Consider the following 16,383-nt stretch of genomic DNA (forward strand, 5'->3'; position numbering starts at 1 on the left):
CATGACAGTGCAGCCGCACCGGATCCTGCCCCCGGCCACCACCGGATCGGCCACCGCGTTCACCGAAGCCTGGCTGGCCAACCGGCGACTGTCCGAACACACCCGCGCCGCGTACCGCCGGGACGTCACCTCCTGGCTCACCTGGTGCGCCGGGCGCAACCTCGACCCGCTGCACGCCACCTTCCTCGACGTCAACGCCTACGCCCGCGAACTGGAAGCCAAACCCCTCGCCCCCGCCTCGGTGGCCCGGAAACTGTCCGGCGTGTCCAGCTGGTACGACTTCCTGCTCAAACTCCAGGCCGTCACCACCAACCCGGTCGGCGGCGCCGACCGGCCGCAACTCGACCGCGACCACTCGGCCACCCTCGGCCTGACCCCCGGCGAAGTCGACGCGCTGCTGGCCGCCGCCGGGCAGGCCGGCGCCCGCACCCACGCCATGATCACCATGCTGGCCGACCTCGGGCTGCGCGTCAGCGAACTCGTCGGCCTCGACCTGATCGACATCGGTCACGACCGCGGCCACCGCACCGTCCGGTTCACCGGCAAAGGCGGCAAACCCCGCCGCCGGGCCCTCACCCCCACCGTGTCGGCCACCCTCGACGACTGGCTGCGCGAACGCGGCCTGACGCCCGGGCCGCTGTTCGTCACCGCCACCGGCGCCCGCGTCGACCGGCACGCCGTGTTCCGGCTGGTCCGCCGGCTCGCCGCGCACGCCGGCATCGCCGAAGCCGACCGGCTGTCGCCGCACTCACTGCGGCACGCGTTCGCCACCACCGCCCGCGCCGAAGGCGTCGCCCTCGAAGACGTCCAGGACGCCATGGGCCACGCCGACCCCCGCACCACCCGCCGCTACGACCGTGACCGGTTCAACCTCGACCGTGACCCCGCGTACACGATCGCCGCGGCCCGTGCCCGCCGCAACAACCCGTGACCATGCCACCTATGCTCTGAACCCGCGGCAACAGAGAGCGGGCGGGGTTTTGAGCACGGAAATGAGCATCGTCGAGGCCGTCATCCTCGGCGCGGTCGAAGGCGTCACCGAGTTCCTGCCGGTGTCGAGCACCGGACACTTGACGATCCTGGAGAAACTGTTCGGTCACACGATCGACGACCCGGACATCACCGCCTTCACGGTGATCATCCAGTCGGGCGCCGTGCTGGCCACCATCCTGTTCCTGCGCAAGGACATCCTGCGGGTCGTCCCGGCCTTCTTCAAAGGCCTGTTCAACAAAGCACACCGCGACCACGAGGACTTCCGGTTCGGGTGGGCCGTGCTGCTCGGCTCCATCCCCATCGTGATCGCGGCCCTGCTGTTCAAAGACCAGATCGAAGGGACCCTGCGCAGCCTCTGGTTCGTCGCCGGCGCCCTCATCCTGTGGTCCGGGGTGATGGCGTTCGCCGACCACGCCGCCACCCAGGTCCGCCACCAGGAAGACGTCGGCTGGAAAGACACCCTCATCATCGGTGTCGTGCAGTGCATGGCCCTGATCCCCGGCATCTCCCGCTCCGGCGCCACCATGTCCGCCGGCCTGCTGCGCGACCTCGACCGGGTCACCGTCACGAAACTGTCGTTCTTCCTGTCGATCCCCGCCCTGACCGGCGCGTCGATCCTGCAAGGCGTCGAAGAAGCCGACCGGATCGCCAACGGCGTCGGCTGGACCAACACCATCGTCGCCACCGTCGTCAGTTTCGTCGTCGCCTACGCCTCGGTCACCTGGCTGCTCAAGTTCGTGTCGAAACACTCGTACAGCATCTTCATCTTCTACCGGCTCGCCCTCGGTTCCCTGCTGCTGGTGCTGCTCGCCACCAACACCATCGAAGCCAAATAGCGATGACCCCCGGGGAGAAAGCGCTCGCCCACGTGCGGGCGCTGTCCCCGGCGCCGGGACCGGCCGTCACCGCCCCGATCACGGTCAACTTCCACCCCGACCGGCTGCTCGCCGACGGCCGCACCGTCATCGACCACCTCGCCGCCGACGGTGTCTACCGCACCCAGTACGAAACCGGCATCTCCAACGGCGGCCTCGGCGGCGACCGGCCCCACTGGGAACAGCGCATGTTCGGCGACAGCGGCAGCCGGCCTGTCTACGGGGCCCTCAACCTGCCCGGACACCCCGACGGTGCGGCGCCCCGCTTCGGCAGCTGCCACCTCGTGCTGCACCCGCACGTCACCGGCCGGGCCACGTTCAGCCTCGGCGACAGCGTCACCCTGCCCCAGCACGTCGGCACCGCCGCCACGTTCGGCGCGATCTGGGATGCGCTCGGCGCGCAGGTCACCCGTACCACAACAGCTTTGGGAGTGACCGCAACCGACGCCGGACAGTGGCAGGCCGCACTGGCCGCACCCCGCACCCGCGCCGGCCGGACCCTCGACGACTACGTCGAAGCGCAGATCCACGGCGGCCTGGCCATCACCGGCGACGTCGACCACCTGGTCGCCGACCCGTCGTTTCGTGGCACACCGTTCGAAAGCCGGCTGCAGGCGCTGGGCGTGCCGGTGCGCTGGCACCCCGGATTCCAGCTCGAACCCGGCGCGTTCCCCGCCGGCCCGCGCGGACCCGAGATCCCGCCGCTGGCCGCCGCCATCGCCCGCCGCTACGACCGTGACGTCCTGGACGCCGCCCTGCTCGGCCGGGCCGCCGCCGACGGCGACCCACCGCAACTGGTCAAATACCTGTGGCACATTCTGGTCATGCTGGGCCGGCCAGCTTAGCCACCAGCCGGGCCGGCCGTTTTTGGGCCGGCCAGCTTAGCGACCAGCTTCACCCCGTCCGGCCACGGCCCGAAACCGGAACTCGAATCCAGATGCCCCACCGGCCCGGCGTCGAACACCTCCGCACCCCAGTCCCGGGCCAGCTGCTCACCGTAGGCGAACGAACCGTGCGGATCATCGCGGCTGACCACCACGATCGACCGGAACGGCAACACCTCCCGCGGCACGTCCGGGCCCTCCGGCGGCGTCACCAGCAACGCCGCCGCCACCGGCCCGCCGAAACGCTGCGCCCACCACGCGACCGTCACACATCCGGCGCTGTGCGCGATCAGCACCGCCGGCTCGTCCGACACCGCGATCGCGGCCTGCAACGCCGCCACCCGGTCCTCGGCCACATACGGCGGCCCCGGCGGCTCCGGCGCCCACCGATAGTCACGGTGCGCACGCGCCCACTGCCGCGACCAGTGGTTCGGAAACGGCACCCCGCGGCCGGGCACCAGCAGAAAACGGGTCACCCCCGGCAGCGTAACGGCAAACGTGAATACCTGCCGTGATCGTGCGCATCGAATATGGTCGGCGGGTGCCCGACCAGAAATTCGCCCACCCCCGGCTCGCCGCCGTCTACGACACCTTCGACGCCGACCGCGGCGACCTGGAAGCCTACGAGGACATCGCCGCCGAACTCGGCGCCCACCACATCCTCGACTACGGCTGCGGCACCGGCAGCCTCGCCGTGCGGCTGACCGCCCGCGGCCACCAGGTGACCGGCTACGACCCGGCCGCCGCGTCCCTGGACATCGCCCGCGCCAAGACCAGCGCCGTCACCTGGGCCGCCGACACCGGCGGGCTGTCCGATTTCGACCTGGTCGTGATGACCGGCAACGTCGCCCAGGTGTTCCTCACCGACACCGACTGGAACACCACCCTGCACACGGTGTCCGGCCTGCTGCGGCCCGGCGGGCACCTCGTCTTCGAAACCCGCCGCCCCGAATACCGGATCTGGGACGAATGGGCCCACCGCCGGCCCGACACCCGGCACGTGCCCGGCATCGGCGACGTGAAACTAGACTTCCAGCTCACCGGCGTGCGGCTGCCGCTGGTGTCGTTCCGCGACACCTACACCTTCCCCGACGGCGACGTCCTGACCTCCGAAACCACCCTCCGGTTCCGCGACCGCCACGAACTCGACGCCAGCCTCACGGCCGCCGGCTACCGCATCACCGACGTGCGCCAGGCCCCTGACCGGCCCGCCATGGAGCGGGTCTTCCTGTGCGAGAAACCCTGATGATGTACGGCCACGAAGAGCACCGTTCCCTACACCGCGACGCAGGCGGCCCGTCCCGGCCGCCACCGCGGCCGCCGGGCCGAATCCGACCCGCACCGGCCTCCCCGCCACCGTGGTATCAACCCGGTCGCGCCCGCACCGCTCCTTCCGGCGCCGTGTGATCACTCCGGCTCCGGCTCCGGCTTCACCGGCCTTCCCGCCACCATGATCGCCCCGGTTCCGCTCTCGCCGGCGCTCACGGCGCGGTGATCATTTCCGGTCTCGGTGGAAATCGTTCGCCCCCGGCGGTTTCGACGCTCATCATCGATGACCATGACCAGCCGCTACGTCGCCCTCGGCGACTCCATGTCGATCGACGACTACGCCGGCGGGCCCGGCCACGGCGCGGCCAGCCTGCTGCACCACACCCTCGGCGACACCGGCGACGACTGGACGCTGGACGTGCTGGCCCGTGACGGCGCCGTCACCGCCGACATCCTGCACCGCCAGTTGCCCCAGCTGACCGCGCCGCCGGACCTGGTCACCATCACCATGGGCGGCAACGACCTGCTCACCGCCTACGGCGACGACACCGCCGCCGCAGCCGTCGTCGGACGGTTCGCCGCCCAGGCGCAAGCCGTGCTGGCCAAGCTGCCCCGCACCAGCCGGATCGTGCTCACCACCGTCTACGACCCCAGCGACGGCACCGGAACCGCACCCGGCCTGACCCCGTGGCCCAACGCCCCACACTGGATCGGCGCCCTCAACACGATCCTGGCCGACCTCGCCACCCGCCACGGCACACTGCTCGCCGACGTGCACGCCGCGTTCACCGGCCACGGCGCGACCGCCGGGGACATCACCGGCACCGACGCCCGGCCGGCCAACCGGGACCTGTGGTTCTGCGGCGTGATCGAACCCAACGCCTGGGGCGCCCACGCCATCCGCACCACCTGGTGGGACACCCTTTCAGCTGACTGACAACTCCAGTGACTCCGGCGGCGGGAACTCAGCCGGCGACTCGTCGATCCCGGCCCACTCGATGCCGCCGAGCAGCTCACGGTCGTCGGCGCCGACGACCGTGTAGAGGAACAGACTGCTGTGTGACCCACGCGGATAGCCGTTCACCTTCGCAATCACACCGGGGCCACCGCCGGCCGCGAAATGGATCGTCGGGCACCCGCACGGACAACCGTCGACCACCCGGACGGCGGCGGCCTGCTCCCGCAACGCCGCCGCCCCCACGAAATCCACGGCCAGCAGCGCTGTCAGCACTGCCCGTTCCCGATCAGTCAGCTCCCTGGAATCCACGCGCACCATCATCGCCGAAGGCCTCCGAGCCGGCGCCCCGGCCGGCCCGTCCGGCCAGGCCCCGCCTCAAGCCGGTCCGTTCCTGACCGTGCGTTCACAGAGCTCCCGCGATCACGGTCTCGTCCTTGCCGTAGGCGCGCCTCAGCCGCTGCCGGCGCTCTCACCGCCCGGTCACATCGAGACTGTCCGATCTTCGGTGGATCACGTCCAGCTGGTCGTCACCGCTGTCTCCGGAACGCCGAAGCAGCAGTGACAGCCAGCCGGACAAGATCCAGCTGATCGTGACCGCTGCCTCGCCCGCAAGACAGCGGTCACGATCAGCCGGACAAGATCGGCAGCAGCGTCGGCCGCCCGGCATCGGACAGTCCCGGCAGATCGAGCGCCGACGGCGCCCCGGGACGCGGCGGCCGGTGAGCCTGTTGCTCTTAGAAGCGTCGCTCACCGTGATCAGAAAGACACGGCTGTGCCGGCGGCTCACGGCCGATCCCGCCTCGGTGATCCATTTTCCGCTGGGCCGAGATTGCGGGTTGCGATCAAAAAGCAACAGGCTCCGCACCAGCGACGACGGGCGCACACATTGACGTTGCGTGTGCTTGCGTCGTCGCCCCGGCGTGGATGAACGCTCACAATCGGCACAACGTGTGCGCCCGTCCCCGCTGCGGCAACTACAGGAGCCCACGATCGGCCAACGTGTGCGCTGGTCGACGTTGCCTACCCGCAACTCACGCCACCCGGCAGCACCAGAGCCGCGAGCCCCACCCGGCCGTCGCTGAGCATGGGAATGCGGACGGTATTACCGCGCTGAACGACGGCTCTCCCACCGAAGGCCGCATCCCGGCCGGCGCGATGCGCTGTTCCACCAGCGGAACCCTGCGGACGAACTGCGGAACAGGTGGTCGCGGGGGCGGCGCAGGAAGGAGGTGGTCAATGCGGGTGTCAGGCGGGTGGGGTGGCGTCCACGGTCGCCAGGGCCCGCAGCACGGCGGTGTGGGTGGTCGCGTCCAGCGGCCGCACCGGCGACGGCAGGCAGTTACGGCCGCGGGCTCCGGGCAGGCTGCTCGGCGCGGCTGCTCCGAGCAGCAGGAACGCCGGCTCCCAGAGGTGCCGCGCGACGAATCGGAGACCTGATCCGCAGCCGGCGGCCTACCGGTGGGCTGCCGGCTGCGGATCACCGGCGCCTGCGACCCGGCGTGGCAGGACGGTCACGGCGATCAGCACTGCCGCCCCCATCAGCACCGCGCACAGGGTCAGGCCCAGCGCGTACCCTCCGGCGCCGGGATGCCGGTCGGCGACCGTGCCGAGGACCGCCAGGCCCAGCGCGGCGCCGACCTGCCGGGAACTGTTGAGCAGCCCCGATGCGGTGCCCGACTCGTGATCGGCGACCCCGGCCGTGGCGATCGACACCACCGGCCCGAGACAGAACCCGAACCCGAAACCGGCGATCACCGACGGCGCCAGCACATCGGCGGCGAACGAGCCGTCCACCCCTATCCGGCCGAACAACGCGAACCCGGCCGCCGTCACCAGCCCACCGGCGATCAGCAGCGCCCGGCCCGGCAGCCGGTAGCCCAGCCGCACCGCGGCCACCGCGCCCGCCACCACGGCCAGCGCGAACGGCAGGAACATCACCCCGGTCAGCGCCGGCCCGTGCCCCAGCACCTGCTGGAGATACAGCGACGCGAAGTAGAACGCCGACGCCATCGCCGCGCCGGCGAGCAGGTTGAACAGGTTCGCCCCGGCCACCGACCGGTTCGCCAGCAGACCGAACCGGATCAGCGGATCACGGGTGGTGCGCCGCTGCACGGCCACGAACCCCGCCAGCAGGGCGACAGCGACAATCAACGGCCAGATTTCGGTACGGACGATGCCGTACACCAGAAGCAGCATCCCGGAGGTGGCCAGCAGCGCCCCGGCCACGTCCGGGTCACGGCCGGGGTTCGGTGGCACGTCGTCGACCCGCGAGGCCATCGCCAGGGCGGCCAGCGCCATCGGGACGCTGACGAACATCACCCAGCGCCAGCCGGCGTACTCGGTGAGCAGTCCGCCGATCAGGACTCCCAGCGCGCCGCCGGCGGCGTTGACGGCCGCCCACACCCCGAACGCCCGCACCCGCGGGCGGCCACCTGGGAACGCGGCGCTGAGCAGGGCCAGCGCGGCCGGGGCGAGGGCTGCGGCGCCGATGCCCTGGGCGGCGCGTGCGGCGACGAGCTGGCCGGGCTGCTGGGCGAATCCGCCGGCCAGTGACGCGGCCGCGAACACGGCCAGGCCGATCAGGAGCAGGCGTTTGCGGCCGTACCGGTCGGCGGCCTTGCCACCGAGCAGCAGCAGGCCACCGAACGTGAGGGCGTAGGCGTGGATCACCCAGGTCAGGCCGAGTGTGCTGAACCCGAGCCCGGCGGCGATGCGGGGGAGTCCCACATTCACGACAGACAGGTCCAGCGACACCATGAACTGTACGAGAGCGACGGTGGCGAGAATGACACCCGACTTTCGGAACATGTTCCGAAAGTAGCAGGGGGACATCTATGCATCAAGATGGTCGGGTGCCCGCAACCCCGCGCCGGACCGGCCGGCCACCGGTGACCTCACGCCCGCAGATCCTGGCCGCCGCCCGGGCGCTCATCGACGCCGACGGCTGGGAGAAACTCACCGTCCGGCGGTTGGCCGCCGAACTCGGGATCGGGCCCACCACCCTGTACCACCACGTCCGCGACAAGCAGGACCTGCTCCTGCTGCTGCTCAACGAATACGCCGCCCAACTGCCGGCGCCGGACCTGCCCGACGACCCCGCGGACCGGATCGTGGCCGCCGCCACCGCCATGCACGACGCGCTGGCCGGCTGGCCGTGGGCCGCCGAGATCCTCACCACCGACGGCTTCGTGGGCCTGCTCGGCGACCCGGCCCTGCACCTGGTCGACACCATCGTCGGCGCCGCCATCGCCGCCGGCCGCACCCCCGCACAGGCCGTGACGGTGTTCCGCAGCATCTGGTACTACACCGTCGGCGAAATCCTGGTCCGCGCCCACTCCGCCGGCCCGGCCGCCTACCGCGACATCACGTTCACCGGCTTCGACCCGGCCCGGCTGCCGCACCTGGCCGCCATCGGCGACCAGTGGCCCACCCTGGCCACCACCGACACCTACCCCTCCGGCCTCCGAGCCCTGGTGACGGGCCTGCTGACCCCCTGACCCCGACCTACGACCGTCCCCCGCAGCCACCCGGCCCAGCCTCCGACGACGCGGCCGCCGCCGCGCTACCGCCAGCCGTCGCTCAGCCCTGAAATCCAGCACCCAAAAGCGCGGTGAGCGACGGCCGGCGGTTGTGGGGGTCGCGGCGCTGGCGCCGGCCGTCGTTCAGCAACGGAATTCGGTGCCCGAAAGCGCGGTCAGCGACGGCTGACGGTTGTGGGGGTCGCGGCGCTGGCGCCGGCCGTCGTTCAGCGACGGAATTCGGTGCTCGAAAGCGCGGTCAGCGACGGCTGACGGTTGTGGGGGTCGCGGCGCTGGCGCCGGCCGTCGTTCAGCGACGGAATTCGGTGCTCGAAAGCGCGGTGAGCGACGGCTGACGGTTGTGGGGGTCGCGGCGCCGGTGCCGGCCGTCGTTCAGCGACGGAATTCGGTGCTCGAAAGCGCGGTGAGCGACGGCTGGCGGTTGTGGGGCGGGGTCAGCGGGGGCGGCGGCTGCCGGTGAAGTCGTAGCGGTTCACGTCCCGGCGGATCCGGAGGGCCGTCAAGGCGGTCAGCAGCAGAGCGGCCACCGTGGCCAGTGCGTACGTGGAACGGGACCGGGCCGGGGACGGCTGGCCGGTGGCCGGGGGGAACCAGCCGAGCGGATCGAAGACCGCCACCAGACGGTCGCCGGCCCGCAGGTCACGGTCGGCGAAGAACAGGACCTCGCCCAGGTCCTCGCCAGTGGACGCGGCGGACACCTCGACCAGCTGGTAGCCGTCGCCGGACACGTCGTCACCGGCGGTCACCACGACCGGCACGCGGTCGCCGGCCAGCTCCAGGTAGGCGCCGGAGACCCCGGCGCCGGCCGCTACCGCGAACAGCAACGTCACCACGCCGATCGCCACGAACCAGCCGCCGCGCCGGTCGCGGGGGTCCTCACCGACGAACCACACCAGGACCGGGACGATCAGGCCGGCCAGCATCGGCGCCACCGCGACCACGGTCAGAACCGGCGAACCCGAACCGGCCAGGAAACCCGCCACACCCCACGCCGACAGGCAGATCGCCAACGCGCCGGCAGACAGCGAGATCTGGCGCAGGATCAGGCGATTGCGGGGCACGGGCAACATCCTGCCCCGCCCACGCAACCACCGTCGGCGATCAACCGATCCCGCTGCGCAACGACCACCGGCCCGTGATGGCGACGTTCCCGGCTTGCGGAGGGACCCACGCCGGTGAGCCGGGATTCCGCCCGAAAGACGCGCTGGCGGGCGGGACCGGCCGGCCGCGTCGCGGTGCACCACCCGGGCGGGTGTGGTTCGGCGTGGGGCGGCCGACGGCGTACCGCCAACCGTCATTGATCTTCTAAAGCGGCCTTGACCAGTGCTAAAGCGGTCTCCGCGGGGATGCCCAGCGCCCGGGTCCGTTCGGCGTAGGCCAGGGCGGCGCGCTGGGCCTGGCCGGAGGTGTTGGTGGCTTTCGCGGTGATCACCGTGCCGTGCCGGCCCCGGGTTTCGACGAGGCCGGCCTGTTCGAGCTCGCGGTAGGCGCGGGCCACCGTGTTGACCGCCAGACCCAGATCGGTCGCGAGCTGGCGCACCGGTGGCAGGCGGGTGCCGGCCGCCAGTTCGCCGTCGGCGGCCAGGGCGGCGATCCGCAGGCGGACCTGCTCGTACGGTGGAGTCGCCGACGCCGGGTCGATGGTGATGTTCATCAGATCAGCTTGGGTGGGGTGTTGCCGACCGCGACGATGGCGCGCCGGATCGGGACCAGGGCCAGCAGCACACCGCCGAGCAGGAAGAACACCACCAGCGACACGATGCCGGCCCGGTAGCTGTTGGTGAGCTGGAAGATCAGGCCGAAGAACAGCGGGCCGAGCCAGCTGGTGCCCTTGTCGCTGATCTCGTAGAAGCCGTAGTACTCGCCTTCCTTGCCGGCCGGGATGAGCTGCGAGAACAGGCTCCGCGAGAGGGCCTGGCTGCCGCCCATGACGATGCCGATGCCCGCGCCGAGCAGCATGAACGGGATCGGTTCGCCTTCGGGCAGGAAGTACGCGGCCGACACCACGCCCAGCCACAGGGCCAGGGCGATCAGGATGGTCTTGCGGGCGCCGATGCGGGTGGCCAGCGCGCCGAGGGCCAGCGCGCCGCCGAACGCCAGGAACTGGACGATGAGGATGGTCAGGATCAGCGCCGACTGCTCGAGTTTGAGTTCCTCGGTGCCGAACTGGCTGGCCAGGGCGATGACCGTCTGGATGCCGTCGTTGTAGATCAGGTACGCGCCGAGGAACGCCAGCGTCAGCGGGTACGCGCGCATGCCCTTGATGGTGTGACCGAGCTGCCGGAACCCGTCGGTGAGCACGTTGCCGCCCGGCTCGGCCTTCAGGACGGCGCCGGGGTGTTCGCGCAGCCACAGCAGCGGCACGATCGTGAACGCCGCCCACCAGATGCCGGCCGACACGATGGACCAGCGGGCCAGGTCGAGGGTGCGCTGCGGGTTGCCCTCTTGCGACAGGCTCATCACGGCGACCAGGTTGAGCAGCAGCAGCACCCCGCCGCCGAGGTAGCCGACGGCCCAGCCGCGGCTGGAGATCCGGTCGCGGTCGTCGGGGCCGGCCAGCTGCGGCAGGAACGAGTTGTAGACCACGATCGCCGCGCCGAAGCTGATGTTGGCGATGATGAACAGCAGCCCGCCGAGCAGGTAGCGGTCGCCGGTCACGAACGCCATCGCGACGGTGGCCGCGGCGCCGGTGAACGCGGCCACGGCCAGCAGCGGCTTCTTGCGCGGGGCCCGGTCGGCGATCGCGCCCATCACCGGCAGCACGAACACGGTCAACAGCACCGACAGGCTGACCAGGTACGCGTAGTAGGAGCCCGCCGCGACCGGGATGCCCAGCGGGTGCACGGTGCCGTCACAGGTGTCGGCGTCGATGGCGCAGCCGGCGGCCCGTTCGGTGATGCTGGTCAGGAACGGGCCGAGGAACACGGTGATGACCGTGGTGGAGAAAGCCGAGTTCGCCCAGTCGTAGAAATACCAGCCGGTGCGTTCCCGCTTGCTCGCGAGGGGGGTGGTGGTGCCGTCGACGGCCATCTGGTGCGCTCCTACGAATGTGGTCGGTGCGCGGTCATGATGCCATCACCGGGACGTTATGGGGAGACGCGGATCACTGTTCACCCGTCGTCCACCACCGGGCCAGGGCGGCGGTCGCGGGATCGTCGGACGCGGCCAGCACCGTCCACGGGTCGGCGCCGTCGGGGATCTCGATGCCGGCGTACGAGGCGAGCTCCTCCGGGGTGACGTTCTCGACCGGGGGCAGGAAGCCGGTGGGGTCGGCGGCGCCCAGGGTGGTGGCGTCGGTCCACGGGAAACCGTCGACCGGTTCGGGCAGGTCGACCTCCAGCGCCGGCGGGAACACGGTGTCGCCGGCGACGACCGTGGCGACCTCGTCGGGCAGGTCGGGCAGCTCCGGCACGTGCGGGATGTGCGGCGCGTCGTCGGTGTCGGGCAGATCCCACGTGTCGTGGTCGAGGGGCTCGTGCAGCGGGGTGTGGTCGTCGGGCAGGTCGAGGTCGAACCCGTCGTCGTCGTGGTGGTCCCAGTGGTCGGTCATCTCAGGCCTGTCCTTCGTCGGTGGGAGTGGGAGTGAGGGAACGGGCCCGTAGCAGGGCTTCGTCGGCGGCCCGCAGGCGTGCCGCCGCGATGTCACGGTCTCTGGTGGCGGCCGCCCGCCGTTTCGCGCGGCCGGCGGCGTCCTCGGCGGCGGCCGCGTCGATCTCGGCGATCAGCGCGTCCAGTTCGCGTAGCCGGCGTTCGATGGCGTCGTCGAGGGCGACCGACAGCGCGTACTGCAGGTCGGTGAACCGGCCGCTGATCTCGTCGGTCAGCGCCGCCCGCGCTTCGGACAGCACGTCGCGCAGCCAGGTGTGGGCGTGGCGCCGGTCGGTGTGCACCCGGCGGCGGTAGATGACGTACCCGCCGGCGGCCAGTCCCAGTCCCAGGCCGGCGAACGGCATCAGCAGCCCGGCCCCGGCGATGCCCAGCGCCGACACGCCGAGCATCGCGCCGCGGCCGGCGATCAGGGCGATCCCGCCGGCGGACAGGGCGATCAGCATGTTGTCGCCGGAGCCGTCGCGGGGCGGGCCGGCGGTCATCGTGTGCCGCAGGGTGGCGCTGACCCGGGCCGGGTCGAACGTGTCGGCCAGCACCTTCTCGGCCACGTCGCGGTAGGTGTCCTCCAGGGTGGCCGACAGTTCGGCCGCGACCGCCTGCAACTGGGTGTCCAGGTCGTCGGGCAGCGCGGTCAGTGCCTCGCCCTTGGCCTCGTCGATGCGGGTCGCATAGTCGTGCTGGACCTCGGTGAGCCGGGTCCGTAGCCGGCCGACGACCGCGACCCGGGCGTGCTGGATCTCGGCGTTGAGTTTCAGTGTCCACTGGCGTGACTCGGTGCGTTTGCGGGCGGCCAGCGCGGCCCGTTCGGCGCGGGTGGCGGCCTGCGCGGCGGCGTCGGCGGCGGCTGCCTGGACCCGTTCGTCGGCGACCTCACGCAGCCGGGTCAGGTCACGGTGCGCGGCGCGCAGCACGTTGGCCAGGCGCAGCTGGTGGCCGCGGCCGGCGAGTTCGACCAGGGCGTGCTGCAGTGCCGGGACCTTCGACTCGGCGGCCAGGGTGTCACGGGTGGCGGCGTCGGCGGTCAGGGCGAGTTCGGCGAGGCGGGCCGACACCGGGTACCAGGGCGCGGCCGCGAACCGGGGCGCGTGTGCCTGCAGCAGCGACCGGTTGTCCTCGGCGATGGTCCGCCACTGACCGAACGCGTCGATCTTGGTGAGGGCGAAGACGACGGCGTCGACGCGTTCGGTGGCCGCGGCCAGGAAGTCGAGTTCCGGCTGCGACAGGGGAGCGGAGGCGTCGGCGACGAACAGCAGCGCGGTCGCCCGGCGGACCGCGTCCAGCGCGATGGTGGCGTGCACCGGGTCGAGGCCGCCGGCGCCCGGGGTGTCCAGCAGCGTCAGATAGCGCAGCAGCGGCGCCGGATGGGTGACCTCGATCTTGCGGGTCCGTTGCCGGCCGCGGGCCCAGTCGTCGAGGTTGTCGATCTCGATCTCTTCGCCGCCGGGCAGCCACGCCCGGGCGGTGAACGTGTCGCCGGGCACGAAACTCAGGTAGGCGGCGGTGGTCACGGCCGCGTCCACCGGGGACAGGCCGGGCACCCCGAGCAGCGCGTTGACCAGGGAGCTCTTGCCGCGTTTGGTTTCGCCGACGACGACCACCCCGGGCCGGGTCAGGTGGGCGCGGCGTAGCTGGGCCAGGTCGGCGGCCGCGTCCGGGTCGGCGGTACGCAGGTAGGACATGGTGTCGCGGACCGCGCCGTCGAGCAGTGGGGTCAGATCCTGCACTGGCGCACCTCCTGGGCGAGCAGCTGGAAACCGCGGTGGGCGACCTGCGCGATCCGGGCCTGCGCGGGCCCGGCGCCGTCGACGGCGTAGGCACGCCAGCGGCCGGCCGCGGCGACCGCCGCGGCGGCCCGGTCGGTGCTGCCGGCGCCGGGCAGGTTCAGGATCCAGCGGGCGTCGGTCGAGGTGGCCAGGCGGATCAGCTCCTGCTCCCAGTCGGCCGGCAGCGGCACCGTGCCGGTCGCGGCCCGCTGGGCGGCGTCCAGCAGCCGCAGCCGATGGTAGGCCGGGTCACGCAGCGCCTGCTCGACGGCGTCGCGGATGGTGGCCCGGTTCTGCTGGTCCAGCGACGCGAGACGTTCCAGCCGGGTCAGCGCCCAGCCGGCCTTGATCGCGTCGGAGCGCCAGCGGAACGTCTGGTCGACGGTGGCGGTCAGCCGGGTCAGCCCGGACGCCGCCGACAGCCGCCGCACCAGCTCGCCGGTGCCCAGCCGGGGTTCGGCGGCCAGCTGGGCGCAGGCGAACCCGATGCCGTACAGGTCGAGCCGGGTCAGCAGCCGTTCGCGCTGGTCGGCGCCGATCGGGGCGGGCCGGCTGCGGAACAGGTCGGCCGACAGCAGCAACAATCCCAGGTCGGCGGTGTCCAGTGCGGCCAGTCGGGCCAGCGCGTCGCGGTCGGCGCCGGTCAGCCGGCCGGCCTCGGCGGTCTCGGCCAGCAGGCCGGCCACCGGCACGACATCGCCGACGGTACGGGCCAGCAGCCCCGCCTGCTGCCGGGCCAGCGGGCCGGCCACCGGCCACGGGTCCTGCGCCCCGCCGGCGAGGGTGTCGATGCGGCTGAGCACCCCGATGGCGTTGATCGGGCTGGTCGCCAGCCGCGCCGACGCGGTGTGGAACGCCTGCAGCGCGCGCACGTCGTCGGCCCGGACCGCCTGGGTGAACACGTACACCACGGCTTCGGCGGCGGCGACCTCGCCGGCGGAGTCGTCGTCGATGCCGACGGCCGCCTCGGCGCGGGCGCTGCCGGCGGTGTCGGTCGACGCCAGCCCGGGGGTGTCCACGACGGTCAGGTCCCGCAGCCGGTCGCTGGTGAGAGCGACGTCGACGTACGCGATCCGGGCGGCCGGGACACCGAGCCGGTCCGGGACCATGCCGTCCTCGTCCAGCGGCAGACTGCGCCGGTCACCGTCGCGGGTGACCACGTCGATGCGGTCGGCGGGCCCGTAACGGAACCGGGTGACCACGCGCGTGCACTCGCCGGCCGCGGTGGGGGCGACCCGACGCCCGATCAGTGCGTTGACTAGTGTCGACTTTCCGGCTTTAAGGCGGCCCGCGATCGCCACACGTAACGGATCGTGAAGGCGGTTGCTAATCTGCTGGACCTGTTGACCAGCATCGGAGGAAACCCGGGTGACGATCTCGTGACAGAGAGTCGCGATTCCGGAGGTGAGCGGCCCGTTCACTTCGACTCGTCAGCGCAGCACACCGTCGGCGACAATGTGCTTATCGCGGAAGTCGGCGTCACGAAAGGGCCCTCCTGTAGTTCACCGCAGTCTCGCAGAGCCTACGGAGGCAGACCCCGTGACCGGGATCCCGAGATCGTGCCAGTGATGTCCGCTCCACGGATGGGAGGGCGCAGGTGACGGACGAGCCAGAGGTGGCCGCCCGTACCGCTCTGCGCCAGGCGCCTGCCCTCGTCGTGTTGTCCGGGCCGCCCGGCTGCGGCCGCAGCACCCTGCTGCGGCGCATCGCGGCGGCCGTGCCCGGCCCCGCCCACCTCGGTGGCGGCCTGGCGATGCTGTCCGAGGTCCCGGCGCTGGCCCTGTCGCGGGCGGTGCGGGCCCGGCTGCCCGCCGACGACGTGCCGCTGCTGGCCGAAGCGGTTCGATCCCGGGTCCGGGGCGGGCTGCTGGTCCTCGACGATCTCCAGCACGCCGACCCGGCCACCATCGCCGCGCTGCCGCACCTGGCCCGCACCTGCCGGGTGCTGGTGGCCGTGCGTACCCCGCACCGGCTGGCCGAGCCACTGGCCGCCGCCCTGCGCGACGCCGCGACCCGGTGGCTGCCGGTGCCGCCGCTCACCCCCGACGAGGCGTCCGCCCTGGTCCGTAAGACCGCCGGTGGCCTGCCCGAGCAGGCGTCGGCCGCGGTGGTTGCCCGGGCCGGCGGCAACCCCCTCGCGATCATCGCGCTGGCCCGGCAGGCAGCCGCGGGCCGCGCGCCGATCGGCGAGGACATCGACCAGGTGGCGTACGCGATCGCGGCCGCCCTCGCCGACCTGCCCCGCCCCGCGCGTACCGCCCTGGCCGCGCTCGGCCTGCTGGGTCGCCCGGCCGCCCCGGCGCTGCTCGGCACCGGCGCCGCCGACCTGCTGGCGGCCGGCCTGGTGACCGCGGAGGCGGGCGGGTCGCTGCTGCCGGTGTCGGCGTATGTGGCCGAGACCGCCGCCGGGCTGCTCGACACCGCGGCCCGCGCCGACCTGCACGCCCGGCTGGCCGACCTGACCCCGCCCGCCTAAGCCGCCCGGCACCTCGC

Annotated in this window: 17 protein-coding genes; 7 read left to right on the forward strand and 10 right to left on the reverse strand. The window is 72.3% G+C overall.

The features are described from left to right. The first annotated feature begins 1 nt into the window (after position 1). The 3 genes from AB0E94_RS45035 (at position 2) to AB0E94_RS45045 (ending at position 2,713) form a co-directional block, all read left to right on the forward strand. Entirely contained in the window at positions 2–931 is a 930-nt protein-coding gene (locus AB0E94_RS45035; RefSeq protein WP_360340195.1) for a tyrosine-type recombinase/integrase, read from the forward strand. A 61-nt stretch (positions 932–992) separates the two neighbouring features. Beyond that, positions 993–1,829 (forward strand): undecaprenyl-diphosphate phosphatase, encoded by an 837-nt coding sequence (locus AB0E94_RS45040; RefSeq protein ID WP_360340198.1) that lies wholly within the window; start codon positions 993–995, stop codon positions 1,827–1,829. A 2-nt stretch (positions 1,830–1,831) separates the two neighbouring features. Next, the gene (locus AB0E94_RS45045) at positions 1,832–2,713 is read left to right on the forward strand and encodes a DUF3626 domain-containing protein (protein ID WP_360340201.1); all 882 of its coding nucleotides are present in this window, start codon (positions 1,832–1,834) and stop codon (positions 2,711–2,713) included. Here the strand turns inward: AB0E94_RS45045 and AB0E94_RS45050 are convergent. Further along, entirely contained in the window at positions 2,710–3,228 is a 519-nt protein-coding gene (locus AB0E94_RS45050; RefSeq protein ID WP_360340204.1) for an alpha/beta hydrolase, read from the reverse strand. The genes AB0E94_RS45045 and AB0E94_RS45050 overlap by 4 nt on opposite strands. Before the next feature lie 65 nt (positions 3,229–3,293). Between AB0E94_RS45050 and AB0E94_RS45055 the strand changes: the two genes are divergently transcribed. After that, entirely contained in the window at positions 3,294–3,998 is a 705-nt protein-coding gene (locus AB0E94_RS45055; protein ID WP_360340207.1) for a class I SAM-dependent methyltransferase, read from the forward strand. A gap of 161 nt (positions 3,999–4,159) precedes the next feature. On the opposite strand, the gene AB0E94_RS45060 is transcribed toward AB0E94_RS45055, so the two are convergent. Next, positions 4,160–4,312 carry a hypothetical protein gene (locus tag AB0E94_RS45060; protein ID WP_360340210.1) on the reverse strand — a complete coding sequence of 51 codons (153 nt, stop codon included), beginning with the start codon at positions 4,310–4,312 and terminating at the stop codon, positions 4,160–4,162. Between AB0E94_RS45060 and AB0E94_RS45065 the strand changes: the two genes are divergently transcribed. Then, a complete protein-coding gene (locus tag AB0E94_RS45065; RefSeq protein ID WP_360340213.1) occupies positions 4,311–4,958 on the forward strand; it encodes an SGNH/GDSL hydrolase family protein in 648 nt (215 codons plus the stop codon). The two genes, AB0E94_RS45060 and AB0E94_RS45065, sit on opposite strands and share 2 nt — an antisense overlap. Here the strand turns inward: AB0E94_RS45065 and AB0E94_RS45070 are convergent. Both AB0E94_RS45070 and AB0E94_RS45075 read right to left on the reverse strand, forming a co-directional pair. Continuing rightward, positions 4,947–5,288, reverse strand: a complete 342-nt coding sequence (locus tag AB0E94_RS45070; protein WP_360340216.1) for a hypothetical protein — start codon at positions 5,286–5,288, stop codon at positions 4,947–4,949. The two genes, AB0E94_RS45065 and AB0E94_RS45070, sit on opposite strands and share 12 nt — an antisense overlap. Positions 5,289–6,431: 1,143 nt before the next feature. Continuing rightward, a complete protein-coding gene (locus tag AB0E94_RS45075) occupies positions 6,432–7,787 on the reverse strand; it encodes an MFS transporter (RefSeq protein WP_360340219.1) in 1,356 nt (451 codons plus the stop codon). A gap of 44 nt (positions 7,788–7,831) precedes the next feature. Here AB0E94_RS45075 and AB0E94_RS45080 point away from each other — a divergent pair, with 44 nt between their 5' ends. Beyond that, positions 7,832–8,476 (forward strand): TetR/AcrR family transcriptional regulator, encoded by a 645-nt coding sequence (locus AB0E94_RS45080; protein ID WP_360340222.1) that lies wholly within the window; start codon positions 7,832–7,834, stop codon positions 8,474–8,476. Positions 8,477–8,952: 476 nt separating this feature from the next. Here AB0E94_RS45080 and AB0E94_RS45085 read toward each other — a convergent pair whose 3' ends face one another. The 6 genes from AB0E94_RS45085 to AB0E94_RS45110 all read right to left on the reverse strand — a co-directional run bounded on the left by AB0E94_RS45085 (position 8,953) and on the right by AB0E94_RS45110 (position 15,311). After that, the gene (locus AB0E94_RS45085; protein ID WP_360340225.1) at positions 8,953–9,579 is read right to left on the reverse strand and encodes a hypothetical protein; all 627 of its coding nucleotides are present in this window, start codon (positions 9,577–9,579) and stop codon (positions 8,953–8,955) included. Positions 9,580–9,812: 233 nt separating this feature from the next. Continuing rightward, the gene (locus AB0E94_RS45090) at positions 9,813–10,172 is read right to left on the reverse strand and encodes a GntR family transcriptional regulator (RefSeq protein WP_360340228.1); all 360 of its coding nucleotides are present in this window, start codon (positions 10,170–10,172) and stop codon (positions 9,813–9,815) included. Continuing rightward, complete coding sequence (locus AB0E94_RS45095; RefSeq protein WP_360340231.1) at positions 10,172–11,548, reverse strand: MFS transporter; 1,377 nt, start codon at positions 11,546–11,548, stop codon at positions 10,172–10,174. Before AB0E94_RS45095 ends, AB0E94_RS45090 begins: the two co-directional genes overlap by 1 nt. Positions 11,549–11,621: 73 nt before the next feature. Next, a complete protein-coding gene (locus AB0E94_RS45100) occupies positions 11,622–12,068 on the reverse strand; it encodes a hypothetical protein (RefSeq protein WP_360340234.1) in 447 nt (148 codons plus the stop codon). 1 nt (position 12,069) lies between these two features. After that, positions 12,070–13,851: a dynamin family protein gene (locus AB0E94_RS45105; RefSeq protein WP_360340237.1), complete on the reverse strand. Its 1,782-nt coding sequence runs from the start codon at positions 13,849–13,851 to the stop codon at positions 12,070–12,072. Continuing rightward, positions 13,839–15,311 (reverse strand): dynamin family protein, encoded by a 1,473-nt coding sequence (locus tag AB0E94_RS45110; protein WP_360340240.1) that lies wholly within the window; start codon positions 15,309–15,311, stop codon positions 13,839–13,841. The genes AB0E94_RS45105 and AB0E94_RS45110 overlap by 13 nt, the downstream gene beginning before the upstream one ends. 176 nt (positions 15,312–15,487) lie before the next feature. Between AB0E94_RS45110 and AB0E94_RS45115 the strand changes: the two genes are divergently transcribed. Then, positions 15,488–16,366, forward strand: coding sequence for an AAA family ATPase (locus tag AB0E94_RS45115; protein WP_360340243.1), 879 nt, complete (start codon positions 15,488–15,490; stop codon positions 16,364–16,366). Positions 16,367–16,383: the final 17 nt, after the last annotated feature.

The organism is Actinoplanes sp. NPDC026670 (assembly GCF_040638175.1).
In the GTDB taxonomy this organism is placed as follows: domain Bacteria; phylum Actinomycetota; class Actinomycetes; order Mycobacteriales; family Micromonosporaceae; genus Actinoplanes.

Excerpts from the sequence above, each read along its gene's own strand:
- AB0E94_RS45065 (WP_360340213.1), top strand. The coding sequence starts at position 4,311 with ATGACCAGCCGCTACGTCGCCCTCGGCGACTCCATGTCGATCGACGAC.
- AB0E94_RS45045 (WP_360340201.1), top strand. The coding sequence starts at position 1,832 with ATGACCCCCGGGGAGAAAGCGCTCGCCCACGTGCGGGCGCTGTCCCCG.
- AB0E94_RS45095 (WP_360340231.1), bottom strand. The coding sequence starts at position 11,548 with ATGGCCGTCGACGGCACCACCACCCCCCTCGCGAGCAAGCGGGAACGC.
- AB0E94_RS45035 (WP_360340195.1), top strand. The coding sequence starts at position 2 with ATGACAGTGCAGCCGCACCGGATCCTGCCCCCGGCCACCACCGGATCG.
- AB0E94_RS45060 (WP_360340210.1), bottom strand. The coding sequence starts at position 4,312 with ATGGTCATCGATGATGAGCGTCGAAACCGCCGGGGGCGAACGATTTCC.
- AB0E94_RS45100 (WP_360340234.1), bottom strand. The coding sequence starts at position 12,068 with ATGACCGACCACTGGGACCACCACGACGACGACGGGTTCGACCTCGAC.
- AB0E94_RS45090 (WP_360340228.1), bottom strand. The coding sequence starts at position 10,172 with ATGAACATCACCATCGACCCGGCGTCGGCGACTCCACCGTACGAGCAG.
- AB0E94_RS45040 (WP_360340198.1), top strand. The coding sequence starts at position 993 with ATGAGCATCGTCGAGGCCGTCATCCTCGGCGCGGTCGAAGGCGTCACC.
- AB0E94_RS45075 (WP_360340219.1), bottom strand. The coding sequence starts at position 7,787 with ATGTTCCGAAAGTCGGGTGTCATTCTCGCCACCGTCGCTCTCGTACAG.